The 17,179-nt window shown below is 72.3% G+C and carries 17 protein-coding genes; 9 read left to right on the forward strand and 8 right to left on the reverse strand.

Annotated features, from left to right (window positions below):
• Positions 1–169 precede the first annotated feature (169 nt).
• Together ACFW16_RS01450 and ACFW16_RS01455 are read right to left on the reverse strand one after the other, a co-directional pair.
• Entirely contained in the window at positions 170–967 is a 798-nt protein-coding gene (locus ACFW16_RS01450; RefSeq protein WP_380301126.1) for a Ku protein, read from the reverse strand.
• A gap of 76 nt (positions 968–1,043) precedes the next feature.
• Positions 1,044–1,538, reverse strand: coding sequence for a MucR family transcriptional regulator (locus tag ACFW16_RS01455; protein ID WP_380301128.1), 495 nt, complete (start codon positions 1,536–1,538; stop codon positions 1,044–1,046).
• Between the two features lie 229 nt (positions 1,539–1,767).
• Here ACFW16_RS01455 and ACFW16_RS01460 point away from each other — a divergent pair, with 229 nt between their 5' ends.
• The 3 genes from ACFW16_RS01460 to ACFW16_RS01470 all read left to right on the forward strand — a co-directional run bounded on the left by ACFW16_RS01460 (position 1,768) and on the right by ACFW16_RS01470 (position 6,876).
• A complete protein-coding gene (locus ACFW16_RS01460) occupies positions 1,768–2,832 on the forward strand; it encodes a dienelactone hydrolase family protein (RefSeq protein ID WP_380301130.1) in 1,065 nt (354 codons plus the stop codon).
• Between the two features lie 3 nt (positions 2,833–2,835).
• Complete coding sequence (locus ACFW16_RS01465) at positions 2,836–5,088, forward strand: penicillin acylase family protein (RefSeq protein WP_380301132.1); 2,253 nt, start codon at positions 2,836–2,838, stop codon at positions 5,086–5,088.
• 258 nt (positions 5,089–5,346) lie between these two features.
• Positions 5,347–6,876, forward strand: a complete 1,530-nt coding sequence (locus ACFW16_RS01470) for a GH3 auxin-responsive promoter family protein (protein ID WP_380301134.1) — start codon at positions 5,347–5,349, stop codon at positions 6,874–6,876.
• Here the strand turns inward: ACFW16_RS01470 and ACFW16_RS01475 are convergent.
• Positions 6,801–7,544 (reverse strand): SOS response-associated peptidase, encoded by a 744-nt coding sequence (locus ACFW16_RS01475; RefSeq protein ID WP_380301136.1) that lies wholly within the window; start codon positions 7,542–7,544, stop codon positions 6,801–6,803. The two genes, ACFW16_RS01470 and ACFW16_RS01475, sit on opposite strands and share 76 nt — an antisense overlap.
• A gap of 3 nt (positions 7,545–7,547) precedes the next feature.
• Entirely contained in the window at positions 7,548–8,147 is a 600-nt protein-coding gene (locus ACFW16_RS01480) for a YIP1 family protein (RefSeq protein WP_380301138.1), read from the reverse strand.
• Between the two features lie 140 nt (positions 8,148–8,287).
• On the opposite strand from ACFW16_RS01480, the gene ACFW16_RS01485 reads away from it, so the two are divergent.
• The gene (locus tag ACFW16_RS01485) at positions 8,288–9,580 is read left to right on the forward strand and encodes a class I SAM-dependent RNA methyltransferase (protein WP_380301140.1); all 1,293 of its coding nucleotides are present in this window, start codon (positions 8,288–8,290) and stop codon (positions 9,578–9,580) included.
• 42 nt (positions 9,581–9,622) lie between these two features.
• On the opposite strand, the gene ACFW16_RS01490 is transcribed toward ACFW16_RS01485, so the two are convergent.
• Both ACFW16_RS01490 and ACFW16_RS01495 read right to left on the reverse strand, forming a co-directional pair.
• Positions 9,623–10,612 (reverse strand): adenosine kinase, encoded by a 990-nt coding sequence (locus tag ACFW16_RS01490; RefSeq protein ID WP_380301142.1) that lies wholly within the window; start codon positions 10,610–10,612, stop codon positions 9,623–9,625.
• 52 nt (positions 10,613–10,664) lie between these two features.
• A complete protein-coding gene (locus tag ACFW16_RS01495) occupies positions 10,665–11,417 on the reverse strand; it encodes a DUF6058 family natural product biosynthesis protein (RefSeq protein ID WP_380301144.1) in 753 nt (250 codons plus the stop codon).
• A gap of 83 nt (positions 11,418–11,500) precedes the next feature.
• Here ACFW16_RS01495 and ACFW16_RS01500 point away from each other — a divergent pair, with 83 nt between their 5' ends.
• From ACFW16_RS01500 to ACFW16_RS01520, 5 genes are all read left to right on the forward strand, one after another.
• Positions 11,501–12,202: an ArsR/SmtB family transcription factor gene (locus ACFW16_RS01500; RefSeq protein WP_380301146.1), complete on the forward strand. Its 702-nt coding sequence runs from the start codon at positions 11,501–11,503 to the stop codon at positions 12,200–12,202.
• Positions 12,203–12,329: 127 nt separating this feature from the next.
• On the forward strand, positions 12,330–13,028 hold the full coding sequence (locus ACFW16_RS01505; protein WP_380301148.1) for an EI24 domain-containing protein: 699 nt from the start codon (positions 12,330–12,332) through the stop codon (positions 13,026–13,028).
• Between the two features lie 281 nt (positions 13,029–13,309).
• The gene (locus ACFW16_RS01510; RefSeq protein WP_380301150.1) at positions 13,310–13,852 is read left to right on the forward strand and encodes a polymer-forming cytoskeletal protein; all 543 of its coding nucleotides are present in this window, start codon (positions 13,310–13,312) and stop codon (positions 13,850–13,852) included.
• Between the two features lie 482 nt (positions 13,853–14,334).
• Positions 14,335–15,294 carry a glucokinase gene (glk, locus tag ACFW16_RS01515; RefSeq protein WP_380301152.1) on the forward strand — a complete coding sequence of 320 codons (960 nt, stop codon included), beginning with the start codon at positions 14,335–14,337 and terminating at the stop codon, positions 15,292–15,294.
• A complete protein-coding gene (locus tag ACFW16_RS01520) occupies positions 15,291–16,475 on the forward strand; it encodes an aminotransferase class V-fold PLP-dependent enzyme (RefSeq protein WP_380301154.1) in 1,185 nt (394 codons plus the stop codon). Before glk ends, ACFW16_RS01520 begins: the two co-directional genes overlap by 4 nt.
• A 12-nt stretch (positions 16,476–16,487) precedes the next feature.
• Here the strand turns inward: ACFW16_RS01520 and ACFW16_RS01525 are convergent, their stop codons facing one another.
• A complete protein-coding gene (locus ACFW16_RS01525; RefSeq protein WP_380301156.1) occupies positions 16,488–16,904 on the reverse strand; it encodes a secondary thiamine-phosphate synthase enzyme YjbQ in 417 nt (138 codons plus the stop codon).
• A complete protein-coding gene (locus ACFW16_RS01530) occupies positions 16,904–17,128 on the reverse strand; it encodes a type II toxin-antitoxin system Phd/YefM family antitoxin (protein ID WP_380301158.1) in 225 nt (74 codons plus the stop codon). The genes ACFW16_RS01525 and ACFW16_RS01530 overlap by 1 nt, the downstream gene beginning before the upstream one ends.
• Between the last annotated feature and the right edge of the window lie 51 nt (positions 17,129–17,179).

The raw sequence follows: 17,179 nt of genomic DNA on the forward strand, positions 1-17,179 counted from the left end.
AACCCCCTCCCCCTGCCCCCTCCCGCAAGGGGAGGGGGAGGATAAAAGTCCATATCGGAAGGGCCCGGGCCGTTCCGAAAAGACCCCGCAAACAAGAGAGGCAACAGAGTTGGCAAGGTCCCGCCCGCCCCTCCCGGGAAGCCATGGATCTTCGGCCGGCCCTCCGCCGCTACCGCTTCCGCTTGTCCGACTCCAGGCTCTTCCGAAGCGCGGCCATCAGGTCGATGACCTTGCCGGTTTCGTCCTCGGTCCTGGGCTTCGGCGCCTCGACCTTCCGGCCCTTCTTCTTGCGGGCGATGATCTTCTGCAGCGAGGCCTGGACGCGGTCGCCGAGCAGATCCTCGCTCCAGTCGGTCTTCCGCTCCTTGATCACCGACAGGGCCAGCTTCATCGCGTCCTTCGGCGGCTCGGCCGGCCCGATGCCGGCGAAGGCCTCCGTCTCGTCCCGCACCTCGTCGGCCTGGCGCAGGGTCCAGACCACCATGCCCTTGCCGCGCGGCTCGATCATGATCGGCCGCTCGCGGCGGTACAGCACCAGCTTCGACAGGCCGACGGTCCCGGTCGCGGCCATCGCCTCGCGGATCACGCTGAACGCCTCCTCGCCGACCGGCTCGCTCGGCGCCAGGTAGTGCGGCCGGTCGCGCCAGACCAGGCCGACCTCGGCCCGCGGGACGAAGCGGCCGATATCGATCGTCCGCGTGGTCTCCAGCGCGACGGCGGAGAACTCCTCATCGGTCAGGATGACGTAGTCGTCCTCGCCGACCGGATAGCCGCGCATCTGGTCGTCATCCGCCACGGGCTTGCCGGAGACGGAATCGACATACTGGCTGACGACGCGGTTGCCGGTCGCCTCGTTGAGGGTGTGGAAACGCACCCGCTCCGCCTGGGTGACGGCCGGCGTCATCTCCACCGGGCAGGTCACCAGGCTGAGCTTGAGATAGCCGGACCAGAAGCTGCGGGCCGCCATCGGCCGCCTCCGCGACGGTGTCTCCTGCGGAAGAAAGCGCCGCGGGCGGCCGGCGGTTCCCCGCCGGCCCGCCGCCTTACTTGGCCGCCGCCTTCCGGCCCCGGCCCGACTTCGCGGCCGGCGCCGGCGCGGGCGCCGGCGGCTCCGCCACGCGGCGGGTGCCGAGGCCGATGCTCTTCGCCAGCGAGCTGCGCTGCTTGGCGTAGTTCGGCGCCACCATCGGATAGTCGGCCGGCAGGCCCCAGCGCTCGCGGTACGCGTCCGGCGTCATGCTGTAGGCCGCCTGCAGATGCCGCTTCAGCATCTTCAGCTTCTTGCCGTCCTCGAGGCAGACGATGTAGTCGGGCGTCACCGACTTGCGGATCGGCACCGCCGGCTCCGGCCGGGTCGGCGCCGGCGCCGACGGCTTGCCGAGGCCGGTCAGGGCGCCGTAGACCTGCTCGATCAGCGCCGGCAGATCGTTCGGCGCGACGCTGTTGTGCGAGACATGAGCGGCCACGATCTGAACGGTGTGCTTGCGCAGCCCATCTGTCGAAGTCGGCTTCAAATCGTCAGCGGTGTCCGCACCCATCAAATCTCTCCTGTGAATGGATCGGACATAGATATCGCATTCCAGCGACAGGTCCAGACTTATTTGAACAAGTCGAGATGATCCGTCTCCAAAGACTTTCCATAGAATGCTTTGCGACCCATGATCGGGGCAGAGCTGCGACGCCATGGCCTGGGCAGGCGGGCTGGCCGCGGCGGGAAACCCGGCTAAAATCGCTCCGGCTCGCTCGACACGACAGGACCCCCGATCGATGGCGCAGCACGGTCCATTCCCAGGCTTCCGGCGCACCGCCGCCCTCGCCGCCGCGGCCCTGCTCGGCCTCCTGTCCGCGGCCCGGGCGGAACCGGCCTTCATCGATCCCTGGCCGGCGGTCGGCGACGCCGCCGGACGGATCGTGGCGGTGCCGAGCCACAGCCCCTTCGTCCCGTCCGAGATCGGGCCCGAGGCCCCGACGACCCCGGCGCGCGTCACCTACTACCCGCCCGCCGGCGCCGACGCCGCGCGCAGGGCGCCGGCGGTGGTGCTGCTGCACGGCGCCGCCGGCGTCGACGAGCATCGCGAGCCGACCTATGCCAGGCAGCTGGCGGCGATGGGCATCGGCGCCGCGGTGGTCGACGTGTTCGGCGCCCGCCGCGACATGGCCACCAGCTTCACCGACCGGGTGATCCGGATCACCGAAACCATGGCCCTGGCCGACGCCTATGCCACCCTGGCCTGGCTGAAGGCGCGGCCGGAGATCGACGGCGGCCGGGTGGCCGTGTGGGGCTTCTCCTACGGCGCCATGGCCAGCATCGTCGCCGCCAATGCCGCGGTCGCCGACCGTTTCGCGGCGCTGTACGAGCTGGGCGACACGCGCTTCGCCGCCCATGTCGCCTTCTACGGCCCCTGCATCATCGATTTCGAGGAGCCGCGCACCACGGGGGCGCCCGTGCTGATGGCCTGGGGCGACCGCGACGCCATCATGGACCCGGCGCGCTGCCAGGCCACCGCGACGGCGCTGCGCCAGGGCGGGTCGCAGGTCCGGACCATCGTCTATCCCGGCGCCGTGCACCAATGGGACGGCGGCCGGCCCGGGCCGCGGCCGATCGGCCGGCTGCTGAACGGCTGCGACTTCGAGGTCGAGCGCGACCTGACGGTGCGCGACGGCAATCTCGGCATCGCCATGGGCGGCTCCTTCACCCGCAAGCTGATCCTGGCCAACTGCGTCGGCAGCGAGGGCTATCTGATCGGCCGCGACGACGCCGTGCGGGCCCGGTCGGACCGCGATGTGGCCGCCTTCCTGTCGGCCGCCTTCGGCCTGGCAGAACGCAGCTGACCCATGCCCGCTCTCCATAGGCTGATCACCGCAATGGCCCTGCTGGTGCCGGCACTGCGCGCTTTGGTGCCGCGGCCGGTGTCGGCGGCCGAGCGGCTGGCCGCCTTCCCGACCGCCGGCCTGCCGCTGTCGCGTCCGGTCGACATCCGCTGGAACGCCTATCAGATCCCCTTCGTCGAGGCCGAGACCGACGGCGACCTGGCGGTGGCGCTGGGGCTGGTCCACGCCCATCTCCGCGGCGGCCAGATCGCGCTGATGAAGCGGGTGGCCCAGGGCCGGCTGTCGGAGATCGCCGGGCCGGTGGCGCGCGACATCGACCACGCGCTGCGCATCCTCGATTACGGCCATGCCGCCGATACCGTGATCGACCGCATGCCGGAGGACAGCCGCGCCTTCGCCGAGGCCTTCGTCACCGGCGTCAACGCCTATCACGCGCTGGAGCGGGCGCCGCCACCGGAATTCGCCCTGCTGGGGCTGCGGCACGAGCCCTACACGCTGCGCGATATGTGGACGATCGGCCGGCTGGCCGGCAGCGACATCAACTGGGTGGCCTATTTCGGCCTGCTGCGCGAGCGCGGCACACCGGGCTTCGCCGAGGCCTGGGCCCGCACCCTGAAGGCCGGTGCCAACGCCGTCACCAGCTTCGCCTCCGACGGCCAGCAGGCGGCGCTGGCGACGCTGCTGACCGCGACCGGCCGCAGCGGCAGCAACAGCGTCGCCGTGGCCGCCGCGCGCAGCGCCACCGGCGGGGCGATGATCGCCAGCGACCCGCATCTGTCGCTGTCGCTGCCCAATCTTTGGCTCGTCGCCGGCATGCGCTCGCCCGGCTATCACATGGCCGGGCTGATGGTGCCGGGCATGCCCTTCGTCGCCGTCGGCCGCAGCCCGCACCTCGCCTGGGGCGGCACCAACATGCGGGCGGCGTCGAGCGACCTGTACGACGTCAAGGCGCTGCCGGCGGCGGAGATCGAGGCCCGCGAGACAGTGATCCGCACCCGGTTCTGGCGCCGCGCCCGGCGCCAGGTCCGGCGCACCCGCTTCGGCCCGATCGTCAGCGACGCCAAGGTCACGCGCAGCCGGCCGGGCGACACCATCGCCCTGCGCTGGATCGGGCATGAGGCGACCGACGAGGTCACCGCGCTGCTGCGCGCCAGCCGCGCCACCACGCCGGAGGCGTTCCGCGCCGCCTTCGCCGGCTTCGGCGTCTCGGCCCAGAACATGCTGGTGGCCGGGGCGGACGGGCGGATCGGCCAGATCATGGCCGCGACCCTGCCGGTGCGCCGCCGCTTCCCGCCGGCCGACCCGGTGCTGGATGCCGGCGACCCGGACACCCATTGGCACGGCCTGGTCGACGCCCCGGCCCTGCCCTGGACCGCCGACCCGCCGGATGGCGTGCTGGCCACCGCCAACAACCGGCCGACCGACACCGCCCTGCCGGTCGGCTTCTTCTTCTCCGCCGACGAGCGGGTGCGGCGCCTCTACGCGCTGCTCGGCGCCAAGGACCGGCTGGCGCCCGAGGACCTCGTCGCGCTGCAGGCCGACACCGTGTCGCCGGATTCCGCCGCCCTGGCCCGGCACCTGGCCGAGGCGATCCGGGAGGCGGGGATCGGGGCCGAGCATGCCGCCTTCCTCGACCGCCTGGCCGGCTGGGACGGCGACTACGCCACGGATTCGGCGGCGGCGCCGGCCTTCGAGGCGCTGCTGCATCATCTGGTGCCGCGGGTCTATGGCGCCGAGACCACCGAGGCCATGCCGCGGCTGATGGCGCAGTGGAACGCGATCGCCGCCTTTCTGGCCGACGACCTGGCGGCGCTGGCGCCGGAGCGGCGCCGGCGGGTGCTGGCCGAGGCGGTCGGCCTGGCCGCGATCGACGCCGCCCCGATCCCGAGCTGGGGCGAGATGCACCGGATGCGGGTGGCGCATATCCTGGCCAACCTGCCGGTGATCGGGCGCTTCTTCGTTCTCGGCGAATACCCGACCGGCGGGTCGCGCGAGACGCCGATGAAGACAGCGCACGGGCTGGTGCGCGGCCGGCACGCCGCCACCTACGGCTCGATGGCCCGGCATGTCGCCGACATGTCCGACCCCGATGCCAGCTGGGTCACGCTGTTCGGCGGCCAGGACGGCTGGCTGGGCAGCGAGGGCCTGACCGACCAGATCCCGCTGTGGCGCGAGCGCCGGTCGATCCGCCTGCCGCTGCGGCCCGAGACGGTGGCGCGGGAGTTCCCGACCCTCATCCGCCTGTCGCCGAGATGAACCCCCATTCCCCCCACCCCTTGCGCCCTGCGTCGCCTTGCGGTGAGTCGAATGAGGGGGCGGGCCGCGAAGGGCGTATCAGGTCATACGGTCGAGCGGCCCGCCCCCGCAGGCGGCCGCCGCAAGGCGACCCTCCGGGCCATCGCCACAGACCGGCATGGTGCGTCGAACGGCTTGCGCGATGTACCACATCGCGCTGCGCCACTCTCCTGCCCTGCCGGTCTGTGGCGATGGCGCAGGGTACAAGGGGTGGAGGGAATGGGGGTTGATGCCACCCCGGCCTTCCGGCTGGCGGCGGCGCTGCGGCGCCGGCGGCTGCGGCGGCTGGACCCGGTCGAGAGCCAGCGCCGCACCCTGCTGCGGCTGCTGCGCCGCGCCGCCGGCACCCGCTTCGGCCGCGACCATGGCTTCGATCGCATCGCCGACGTCGCGGCCTTCCAGGCGGCGGTGCCGCTGCGCCGCTACGAGGAGATGTGGCGCGACTACTGGCAGCCGGCCTTCCCGGTGCTGCGCGACGTGTCCTGGCCCGGGCCGATCCCCTTCCTCGCCGTCACCTCCGGCACCACCAGCGGCCGCAGCAAGTACATCCCGGTCAGCGACGCGATGCGCCGGTCGAATGTCCGCGCCGCTTTCGACCTGATCGCCTGGCACCTCGGCGCCCGGCCGCAGAGCCGGATGTTCGGCGGCCGCAGCCTGATGCTGGGCGGCAGCACCGCCCTGACCGAGGAGGCGCCGGGGGTGCTGAGCGGCGACCTGAGCGGCATCGCCGCGCGCACCTTGCCGCCCTGGGCCCGGCCCTTCGTCTTCCCGGGGCCGGATCTCGCCTTGCTGACCGACTGGGAGGAGAAGCTGGACCGCATCGCCCGCGGATCGCTGAATCTCCCGGTCCGCAGCGTCACCGGCACCACCAGCTGGCTGCTGATCTTCCTGGAGCGGGTGCGCGAGCTGCGCCGCGCCCGCGGCGACGCGCCGGACCCGCCCTATCCCTCGCTCGACCTGCTGGTGCCGGGCGGTGTCGCCCTGGCGCCCTACCGCCCGCGGCTGGAGCGGCTGATCGCCGGCACCGCGGCCGAGATCCGCGAGGGCTATGCCGCCAGCGAGGGCTTCATCGCGGTGCAGGACGCCGGGCCGGAGGACGGGCTGCGGCTCTGCCTCGACCATGGGCTGTTCCTGGAGTTCGTGCCGGTGGAGGAGCTGGGTTCGCCCCGGCCGACCCGGCACTGGATCGCGACCGCCGAGCCGGGGGTGAACTACGCCATCGTCCTGACCAGCTGCGCCGGCGCCTGGGCCTATGTGCTGGGCGACACGGTGCGGCTGGTCGGGCGCGACCCGCCCCGCGTGCTGATCACCGGCCGCACCAGCTACGGCCTGTCGGCCTTCGGCGAGCACCTGATCGCGGAGGAGGTGGAGCGCGCCGCCGCCGACGCCGCCGCCGCGATCGGTGCCGACATCGCCGATTTCGCGGTGATGGCGGTGTTCCCGGACGAGGCCGCGCCGGTCGGCCGCCACCGCTGGTTCGTCGAATTCGCCGCGACACCCGACGACGCCGCGATCGCCCGCTTCGCCGCCACCCTCGATGCCCGGCTGTCGGCCCTGAACGACGACTATGCCGCCCACCGCGCCGGCGGCACCGGCATGGGCCCGCCGGAGGTGATGGCGGTGCCGCCCGGCCGCTTCGCCGCCTGGATGAAGGCGCGCGGCCGGCTGGGCGGTCAGAACAAGGTGCCGCGGCTGATCGCCGATCCCGGGCTGGCGGCCGAGCTGGCGGCGTTCATGTCCGGCTCATGATGACCCGCCCTGTCCATCAGCGTCGGGTCGTCGTTGCGCACGGCGTTGACCCGGACCGAGACCGGATAGGCCTCGACCGGCAGGTCGGCGGGTGGCGCCAGCAGGGCCTGCAGCTGCGCCGGCGATGCCGCGGTCTCGCCGAGCCAGGCCGGCCACTGCTCCGGCTCCAGCATCACCGGCATGCGGTGGTGGATCGGCCGCAGCCGCTCGACCGCATCGGCGGTGACGATGGTGAAGGTGCGGGTCCACTCGCCGGACTGCGGATCCTTCCAGCCCTCCCACAGCCCGGCGAAGACCATCGGCCTTCCGTCCAGCCGGCGGACGAAATGCGGCGTCCGGTCCGGCGCCCATTCGTAGAAGCCGTCGGCCGGGATCAGGCAGCGCCGGGCTTGGAAGGCCCTGGCGAAGCTGCGCCGCTCGGCCAGGGTTTCGGACCGGGCGTTGATCAGCTTGGCGCCGCCCTTCAGGTCCTTCTCCCCGTTCGGCACCAGGCCCCAGCGCAGCAGGTCGATCGCCCGCCGCCAGGTCCCTGGATTGAACCGGACCACCGCGAGATCCTGGGTCGGCGCCGCGTTGTAGCGGGCCGGGACGTTCGGGACCGGGCCGTCGGAGCCGAAGGTCTCGACCAGCGCCTCCGGCGGCAGCTTCTGGACGAATCGCCCGCACATGGCTCAGGCCGGCACCGGCAGGACATAGGGCCCGAGCAGCAGGCCGAACAGCAGCATCAGCACCACCAGCGTCACCAGCGTCAGGCCGAAATGGGCGCCGCGCTGCTCCTGCGGCACGCGCAGCACCAGGCCGGTGCCGCGATAGAGGATCGTCAGGGCGTAGCCGATCGCCAGCAGCACCAGCAGCACGGCGGCCGGGCCCGACATCAGCAGCTGCACGCCGGGGCCCAGCATCTCGGCGACATAGACCGGCGTCATCGCCAGCGCCACCAGGACGAAGGCGGCATCGAAGCTGGCCGGCGCGCCGAACATCCCGGCATAGAAGCGGATCACGGCGGCCATGACGAACAGCCCGGCCAGATTCACCGCCACCCGCACGGCCAGGAACAGCACCAGCAGGCCGACCGGCGTTTCCACGTCGGAGACCGAGAGCAGCAGCGCCAGCAGCAGGAAGGCGCCGATCGAGGTCAGGATCAGCACCGGCAGCACATGCTCGCGCACCACCACGCGCCAGCCCGGCGCCGGCACGCCATGGCCGGCCAGCGTGGCGTCGGGTTCGAACAGCATGCCGCGCACGCGGCCCACCACTGCGGCGAGATCCAAAACCGTCTCCAGCACATCGTCGCGGCCGCTCAGGACCGGCCCCCTAGCACAGGGATATGGCCCTGGCCGCGAAACGCATGCAACCCCGCGCCTTGCAAGGCCGGGCCGCGCATGCCATGGCTGCCACCATGAAGCGGCAGATGCGACGGAGCAAGCCCGCGGCCCCTGGGCCGCGGCGGGAGATCGAGCTGGTGATCGAGCGCCTGGGCGGCGGCGGCGACGGCATCGGCATGGTCGACGGCGATCGCGTCTACGTGCCCTTCGCGGCGCCGGGCGACCGGGTGCGTGCCCGGCTGGGCCGGCCGGAGGGGCAGGCTTATCGCGGCGAGTTCATCGAGCTGGTGCAGCCCGGTCCGAATCACCGCGAGCCGCCCTGCCCGCATTTCGGCCCCTGCGGCGGCTGCCAGGTGCAGCATCTGGCGCCGCCGGTCTACACCGACTGGAAGCGCGGCCTGCTGGCCGGCGCCCTGGCCCGCAATGGGCTGGAGACCGAGGTGGACGCCCTGGTCGAGACCCCGCCGCGCAGCCGCCGCCGGGCCGGCCTGGCGGCCCGGCGCGGCCGGTCGGGCGTGTTCCTGGGCTTCAACGAGGCGGGGTCGAGCCGGATCATCGACCTGACCGACTGCGTGGTGCTGCGGCCGGAGATCACCGCCCTGCTGCCGCCGCTGCGCGCGGTGCTGGCCGCGATCCTGCCGGAGAACGGCGGCGCCGACGTCGCCGTCACCCTGCTGGACGACGGCATCGACCTGGTGCTTGTCGCCGAGACGGCGCTGGACCTGGAACGGCGGGAGCGGCTGGCCGAATTCGCCGCGGCGCAGGACCTGGCGCGGCTGTCCTGGCGCGGCACCGGCGGCTTCACCGACCCGGTGGCGCATCGCCGGGCCGGGGTGGTGCATTTCGACGGCGTGCCGGTGGCGGTGCCGCCCGGCGGCTTCCTGCAGGCCAGCGCCGAGGGCGAGGCCGCGCTGACCCGGCTGGTGCGCGACGGCGTCGGCCCGGCGAAGCGGATCGCCGACCTGTTCTGCGGCGCCGGCACCTTCGCCCTGCCGCTGGCCCGCGCCGCCCAGGTGACGGCGATCGATGGCGAGGCCGCTTCGGTCGAGGCGCTGGCGACCGCGGCCCGGCGCGGCGGAAGGGGCGAGCGGATCACGGCGCAGCGCCGCGACCTGTTCCGACAGCCGCTGACCGCGGCGGAGCTGCGCGGCTTCGACGCGGTGGTGTTCGACCCGCCGCGGGCCGGCGCGCGCGACCAGGCCCAGGCCCTGGCGGCCTCGAGCGTGCCGGTGGTGGTCGCCGTCTCCTGCAACCCGTCCAGCCTGGCGCGCGACGCCCGGACCCTGGTCGATGGCGGCTATCGGCTGGAGCGCGCGACGCCGGTCGACCAGTTCCTGTGGTCGCCGCATCTCGAGGCGGTGGCGGTGTTTCGACGATAGCGGTCGTGTTGGGTTCGCATCCGCGAACCCAACCGGCGCTGATCAGCCGATCAGGCTGCGCAGCGGCACCAGGGGACGGGGGCCGACATGGCTGATCACCTCGGCGGCGGCGATGCTGCCGATGCGGCCGCTCTCGGCCAGGCCGAGCCCGCGGGTGAAGCCGTAGAGGAAGCCGGAGGCGTAGAGGTCGCCGGCGCCGGTGGTGTCGACCAGCTGGGCCAGCGGCGCGGCCTCGACCACATGGGTCTCGCCGTCGGTCAGGATCACCGAGCCCCTCTCGCTGCGGGTGATCGCCGCGACCTCGCAGCGGCCGCGCACCGCGGCGACGGCGGCGTCGAAGTCCGTCACCTGGTACAGCGCCTTGATCTCCGCCTCGTTGGCGAACAGCACGTCGACATGGCTGTCGATCAGCGACAGGAAGCTGTCGCGGTGCCGTTCGACGCAGAAGCTGTCCGACAGGGTCAGCGAGACCTTGCGGCCGGCCGAATGCGCGACCTGCGCGGCCTTGATGAAGGCCTCCTTCGCCGTCGGCCGGTCCCACAGATAGCCTTCGAGATAGGTCACCTGCGAGCCGGAGATCACCGCCTCGTCGACATCGTCGGGCGTCAGCTCGACGCAGGCGCCGAGATAGGTGTTCATCGTGCGCTGCGCGTCCGGCGTGACGATGATCAGGCTGCGCGCGGTCGGCGGCGTGCCCGGCACCGCGGGATCGAGCGGCCGGGAGTCGAAGTCGACGCCGACGGCGCGGATGTCGTGGCGGTAGACGGCGCCGAGCTGGTCGGCCGTCACCTTGCCGATGAAGGCGGCATTGCCGCCCAGCGAGGCCAGCCCCGCCGCGGTGTTGCCGGCGGAGCCGCCCGAGGCCTCGAGTCCGGGCCCCATGGCGGCGTAGAGCGCCTCGGCCCGCTCCGCATCGATCAGCGTCATCGCCCCCTTCACCAGGCCGTGCCGGGTGATGAAGGCCTCGTCGTTCTTGGTGATGACATCGACGATGGCGTTGCCGATGCAGGTGGCGTCGTAGCGGGCGCTCATGGGTCTCGCTGGTTGCGGCCGAGGATGCGACCCGCAAGGGGTCCCCGACCCTCTAGGCTGCGGCCGCCCCCGAGTCAACCGGAGCCGCCGAGGCGTGCGCCGGCGCGGCGGGGTGCGGGAGGCCGTAGCGTTCCGCGATCCGGTCGATCCACAGCCCCGGCGTTCCGTGCGGCCGCTCATGCGGAGCGAAGGGCGTGATCACGGCGTCGAGCCGCGCCATCGCCGCCGTCACCTGCTCCGCCTCGGCCGGGCTCAGCGCCGGCTTGCCGCCGTCCTCGGTCAGGGCGCGGATGCGGCTGCGCTCGACCAGCTTGGTGACCAGGTGAAAACCGTCGAAGCGGCGCAGGCAGACGGCATAGGCGCCGCCGAGCCAGTTCTCCTCCCAGATCTCGTCGAGAGCCTTGGCGAAGGCGGGCTCGTCGATCGCACCGGCGGCGTCGAACAGCTCGGTCCAGCCATGGACGCGGCCTTCGGAGGCGAGCAGCGCCCGGCGGAAATCAGTCGTGAAGTCCTGTCGCAGCCGCCGGGCCAGCTCCGGCAACGGCAGGGCCGGCTCCGCGGCGCGGCGGGCCCACGGCAGCACCGCGGCGCCGAGCCATTCCTCCGGCTGCGGCGCCAGCGCCTCGCTGCGGATCGCGCTGCGCACAGCCAGGGACGAGCCGAGGACATAGGTCGGCCCCGGCAGGCAGCGGGCGGCGATCAGCTCACGCAACCGCCCCTCCATCAGCCCGGCGGCCTGCGCCAGCGCGGAGGGTGTCAGGCAGTGGCGGCGGACATAGTCGAGAATCGCGAAGATGTCGGTCATGGTCGGGTCTCCCAATCGGTCGCCCCACTGCACATCCGCATCCGCCCCTTGACCAGCGCTAATAAATCGACCACCATCGAAGTATGAAGGAAGGGCTTGATCTGGCGAGCTTATCGTCCCTGATCGGCGATCCGAGCCGGGCGCTGATCCTGTCGGCCCTGTTCGGCGGCGAGGCGCTGCCGGCGGGCGAGCTGGCGTTCCGCGCCCGGGTCACGCCGCAGACGGCCTCGAGCCATCTGGCGAAGCTGACCGAGGCCGGGCTGGTCGCCGTCGAGCGCATGGGGCGGCACCGCTACTACCGGCTGTCGGGGCCCGAGATCGGGTCGCTGCTGGAGCGGATGATGACCATCGCCTGGAAGCCTGCGGTCGAACGGTCGCGCGTGCCGGCGCCGCTGCGCGACGGCCGCATGTGCTACGACCACCTGGCCGGCCGGCTGGGCGTGGCGGTGACCGACGCCCTGGTGGCCCGGGGCGTGCTGGCACGGGGCGACGACGCCTTCGCTTTGACCGAGACCGGAGCGGCCTGGTTCGCGGCGCTGGGCATCGACGCGGCGGCGCTGCGCGACGGCCGCCGGTCCTTCGCGCGGCACTGCATCGACTGGAGCGAGCGCCGGCCGCATCTGGCGGGCGCGCTGGGCGCCGCCGTCGCCGAGCGCTTCGTCGACCGCGGCTGGATCCGGCGCGACCGCGACAGCCGTGCCGTGGCGCTGACCGAGGACGGCCGCGCCGCGCTGGCCCGGATCTTCGGGCCGGAGGTGCTGGCCGAGGCGACCACCGCCGCCTGAGCCCGGCGCAAGATCCGCAAGGACGCTGCACCGAGCCGATGTAGACGGGGTCCGACGTGCGGGCACCCTTGCGCCGCGGCCCTCGCCGCCCCAGGTGAACGGCCGCCACACCAGCCCGCCGAGCCCGATGCCGAACGCCTTCCGCCTCGCCCTGCAGCAGATGACATCCGACCCGGCGATCCGCCGGGTGCTGTGGGTCAGCTTCGCCGCCACCATCGCCCTGGTCCTGACCCTGCCGGCCCTCGCCGGCTGGGGCCTGTCCTTCGTCCACGTCGCCAACTGGTCCTGGGTCGACACCACGCTCGATGTGCTGGGCGGCGTCGCCGTCCTGGCGCTCGGCATCCTGCTGTTCCCTGCCATCGTCGGCCTGGTGGCCGGGCTGTTCCTCGACGACGTCGCCGCGGCGGTCGAGGCCCGCCACTACCCCGCCCTGCCGCCGCCGCGACGGCAGCGGATCGGCGAGATCGTGTGGGGGTCCGCCCGCTTCTTCCTGGCGCTGGTCGCGTTCAACCTGGTCGCGGTCGGCGTCGTGCTGGTGGTGCCGGGGGTGAACCTGCTGGTGTTCTGGCTGGTCAACGGCTACCTGCTGGGCCGCGAATATTTCGAGCTGGTGGCGGCGCGCAGGGTCGAGCCCGCGGCGGCGCGGGCGCTGTGGCGGGAACGCCAGGGCCGCTTCATCGCCGCCGGGCTGGTGCTGGCCGCGATCCTGCTGGTGCCGGTGGTCAACCTGGTGGTGCCGGTGCTGGGCGCCGCCTTCATGACCCATGTCTTCCACCGCGCCGTCGCCGCCGCCAACCGGGCCCCGGCGGGGCGGATCGCCGGATAATTCATTTGACCGAAATGCGGCTTAATTGTTCCTGTGCCGGGAACGGGGCTGGCCGCGGCGGGTTGAACCGCGGATACGCATCCATGCTACAGTCTCGGCCCCATCACCGATGGGGCATTTGAGCCCGGAACCACAACAAGCAGGGGGACACCCGCGTGTTTCGTCGACGCAACCCCGCTGGCGGAGGATCGGATGGCGGCGCCGAGCGGCCAGGCTATTCCCCCGCCACGGATACGTCCGTAGTTCGGCCCACCGCCCCGACCGCGCCTCAAGGAGAGCCCATGTCCACCGCCAAGCCCGCCACCGGCTATAAAACCGAGCTGCCGCGCCGGGTCGACCTGCCCGGCACCGGGGCGATCGGCGGCGTCCGCCGCCCGGCGGAGTCGGCGCCGACGACCGGCCGCGAGTCGCCGCGCAAGCTGATCGTCGGCAGCGAGATCTCGCTGGCCGGCGAGATCACCGCCTGCGACCACCTGGTGGTCGAGGGCCGGATCGAGGCCAGGATCAAGGACTGCCAGACCATCGAGATCGCCGAGCAGGGCGTGTTCAAGGGATCGGCCGAGATCAGCGACGGCGACATCGCCGGCCGGTTCGAGGGCGACCTGTCGGTGTCCGGCCTGCTGCGCCTGCGCGCCAGCGGCGTCGTCACCGGCACCATCAAATATGGCGAGCTGCAGGTCGAGACCGGCGGCAAGCTGATCGGCACGCTGCAGCCGCTGGGCGGCGATGCGGCGGCTGCGGCCCCGGCTGCGGCGGCCGTCGCCCCGCAGCCCGCCCCGACTCCGCTGTTCGACGACAAGGCCGAGGCCGGCGGCGAGGCCTGAGCCGGGCCGCATCGGACCAGCGACCATGAACGGCCGGGGCGACCCGGCCGTTTCGCTGTTCGCGGCGACTCGGGCGGTGTCCGGATCCGAATGCGGCGAAGGTCCGACCGTCGCGGCTGCCGGCGTCGATCCGCAGGGTGCACAAGAAAAAGGGCCGCAGCGAACTGCGGCCCGAGTTTAGGGAGGAAACGCCCAAGAAGTGCGTTACGACAGCAGCATCGCTGCATGTCGCAATGCACAATTTAGGCAGTTCGCCGGACAAATCAAGAGGAAAATGAATTCCTCTTACGGAACAGCCACTTAGATCACATCCGTGCCTAAGATATGTGCATTTAGCATCAGGTTTGTGCTGCGATGCACACTCCCGCGCCGAATCCAGCCCGGTGATACGCCCCGACTCGCGGCCTGCGGCCCGACGCTTCGGGCTTGCCCCGGGCGGCCGCATGAGGGAAGCATGGCCGACCCGATACAGCCGGCGCCCCATGTCTGAGCCCATCGCCCTCATCGCCGATCTCGGCGGCACCAACGCCCGCTTCGCCCTGGCCGATGCCGGCGGGACGCGCGACACCAAGATCCTGCACGGGGCGGACTATCCGACCCTGGCCGATGCCGCCCATGCCTATCTCGACATGGTCAAGCCGGCGACCCCGCCCCGGCAGGCGGCGATCGACGTGGCCAGCCCGGTCACCGGCGACAAGGTGACCCTGACCAACGCCGCCTGGTCCTTCTCGATCGCGGCCCTGAAGAAGGATCTGGGGCTGGAGCGGCTGGAGGTGATCAACGACTTCACCGCCGTCGCGCTGGCGGTGCCCTATCTGGAGGAAGGCGACCGCACCCGGATCGGCGGCGGCGCGGCGGTGGCGGACGAGCCGATCGGCGTGCTGGGCCCCGGCACCGGCCTCGGCGTCTCCGGCCTAGTGCCGAGCGGCGGGCGCTGGGCGGCCCTGGCCGGCGAGGGCGGGCATGTCACCATGGCGGCGGCGACCGAGCGCGAGGCGGCCGTGCTGGACCGGCTGCGCCACCGCTACCAGCATGTCTCCGCCGAGCGGGTGCTGTCCGGCATGGGGCTGGTCAACCTGTACGAGACGCTGTCGCAGCTCGACGGCGCCGACCCGGTGCAGCGCGACGCCGCCGCCGTCACCGAAGGCGCCAAGACCGGCGACCCGCATTGTGTCGAGGCGGTGTCGATGTTCGCCTCGATGCTCGGCACCGTCGCCGGCAACCTGGCGCTGACGCTCGGCTCGCGCGGCGGCGTGTATATCGCCGGCGGCATCGTGCCGAAGCTCGGCCCCCTGTTCGACGGCGCGCTGTTCCGCCAGCGCTTCGAAGCCAAGGGCCGGATGCGCAGCTTCGTCGTCGGCATCCCGACCCATCTCGTCACCCATCCGCTGCCGGCGTTCATCGGGTTGCGCTCGGTGCTGGGTCTCACCCAGGCACCATGACGCTCGATCTCGACCGGCTGCGCGCCGACACGCCGGGCTACGCCCGGGTGCTGCATCTCGACAATGCCGGCTCGGCCCTGCCGCCGCGGCCGGTGCTGGATGCGATGCTGGACCATCTGCGGCGGGAGGCGGAAATCGGCGGCTATGCCGCGGCGGCCGAAGCCGAGCCGCGGCTCGAAGCCGCCTGTGCCTCGATCGCCCGGTTGATCGGCGCCGATCCCGCCGAGATCGCCATGATGGAGAACGCCACCCGCGCCTGGGACATGGTGTTCTACGGCCTGCCTTTCCGCCCGGGCGACCGGATCCTGACCGCCAAGGCCGAGTACGCCTCCAACACCATCTCCTATCTGCAGGTGGCGCAGCGGACCGGCGCGGTGGTGGAGGTCGTGCCCGACGACGCCTCCGGCCAGCTCGACGTCGCGGCGCTGGAGCGGGCGGTCGCGGCCGCCGAGCGCGGCCCGGCCCGGCTGATCGCGGTCAGCCACATTCCGACCAATGGCGGGCTGGTCAATCCGGCAGCGGCGATCGGGCGTATCGCACGCGCGCATAGCATTCCCTATCTGCTGGACGCCTGCCAGTCGGTCGGCCAGATGCCGGTCGATGTCGAGGCGATCGGCTGCGACATGCTGTCGGCAACCGCCCGCAAGTTCCTGCGCGGGCCACGAGCGATCGGCTTCCTCTATGTCCGGCGGTCGATGCTGGACCGGATCGACCCGCCCTTCCTCGACCTGTACGCGGCCGAGATGGTGGCGCCCGACCGCTACGTGGTCCGCCCCGACGCCCGCCGCTTCGAGAATTTCGAACGCAACTTTACCGGCATCCTCGGCATGGGCGCCGCGGTCGACTACGCCCTGGCCCTCGGCCTCGACGCCATCCGCGACCGCGCCCGGGCCCTGGCGGCGCGGCTGCGCGACGGGCTGTCGGGCCTGCCCGGCGTGACCGTGCGCGACAAGGGCGCCGAGCGGTCGGCGATCGTCAGCTTCACCAAGGCGGACGAGCCGGCCGACACCCTGCACCAGCGGCTGCGCGCGGCCGGCATCAACACCAGCGTCACCCGCCGCCGCTCGACCATGTTCGACATGACCGACCGCGGCCTCGACGCCATGCTGCGGGCCTCGCCGCACTATTACAACAGTGAGGCCGAGATCGACCGGTTCGTGGCCGCGGTCGGCCGGGGCTGACGGCCGGCGGCGCTATTCGCCCAGCAGATGCAGCACGATCTCGCGCCGGTGCGGTCGGCGGCGGTGTTCGAACAGGTAGATCCCCTGCCAGGTGCCGAGCACCAGCCGGCCGGAGGCGACCGGGATCGACAACTGCACCTGGGTCAGCGCCGTGCGGATATGGGCCGGCATGTCGTCCGGCCCCTCGGCATCGTGGATGTAGAAGTCGCCCTCGGGCGCAATCCGCTCGAAGTAGGCCTCCAGATCGGCCCGGACATCCGGGTCGGCATTCTCCTGGATCAGCAGCGAGGCCGAAGTGTGCCGGCAGAACACGGTCAGCAGGCCGGTCCCGATCCGCTGCGCCTCGACCCAGGGCCGGATCTGCGGCGTGATCTCGGCCAGCCCCTTGCCGCGGGTGGTCACCTGGAGGGTGTGGAGGAACTGCTGCATCACCTGCCTTCGAACAAATCCGCGATTGCCTCGTCTTTCACCCCGACATCCGGGATGACGATCTGCCCCTCGTAGCCGCCGGGCCGGCGTCGCTCCCCGGCATACGGCCTGAGTTCGACCCATGGCGTGCCGTCGCGCTCGATGACCACACGCTCGCCGGCCCGCGCCCGTTTCGCCAACTTCGACAGGCGGGCCTTTGCTTCGTGCATGCTGACTCGGATCATCTGGCCCTCCTTCCAGCGATAGCTTAGCCCGTCGCCAATACCTGTCGATCC

The sequence above is a fragment of the Inquilinus sp. NPDC058860 genome, assembly GCF_042743185.1.
In the GTDB taxonomy this organism is placed as follows: Bacteria; Pseudomonadota; Alphaproteobacteria; order DSM-16000; family Inquilinaceae; genus Inquilinus.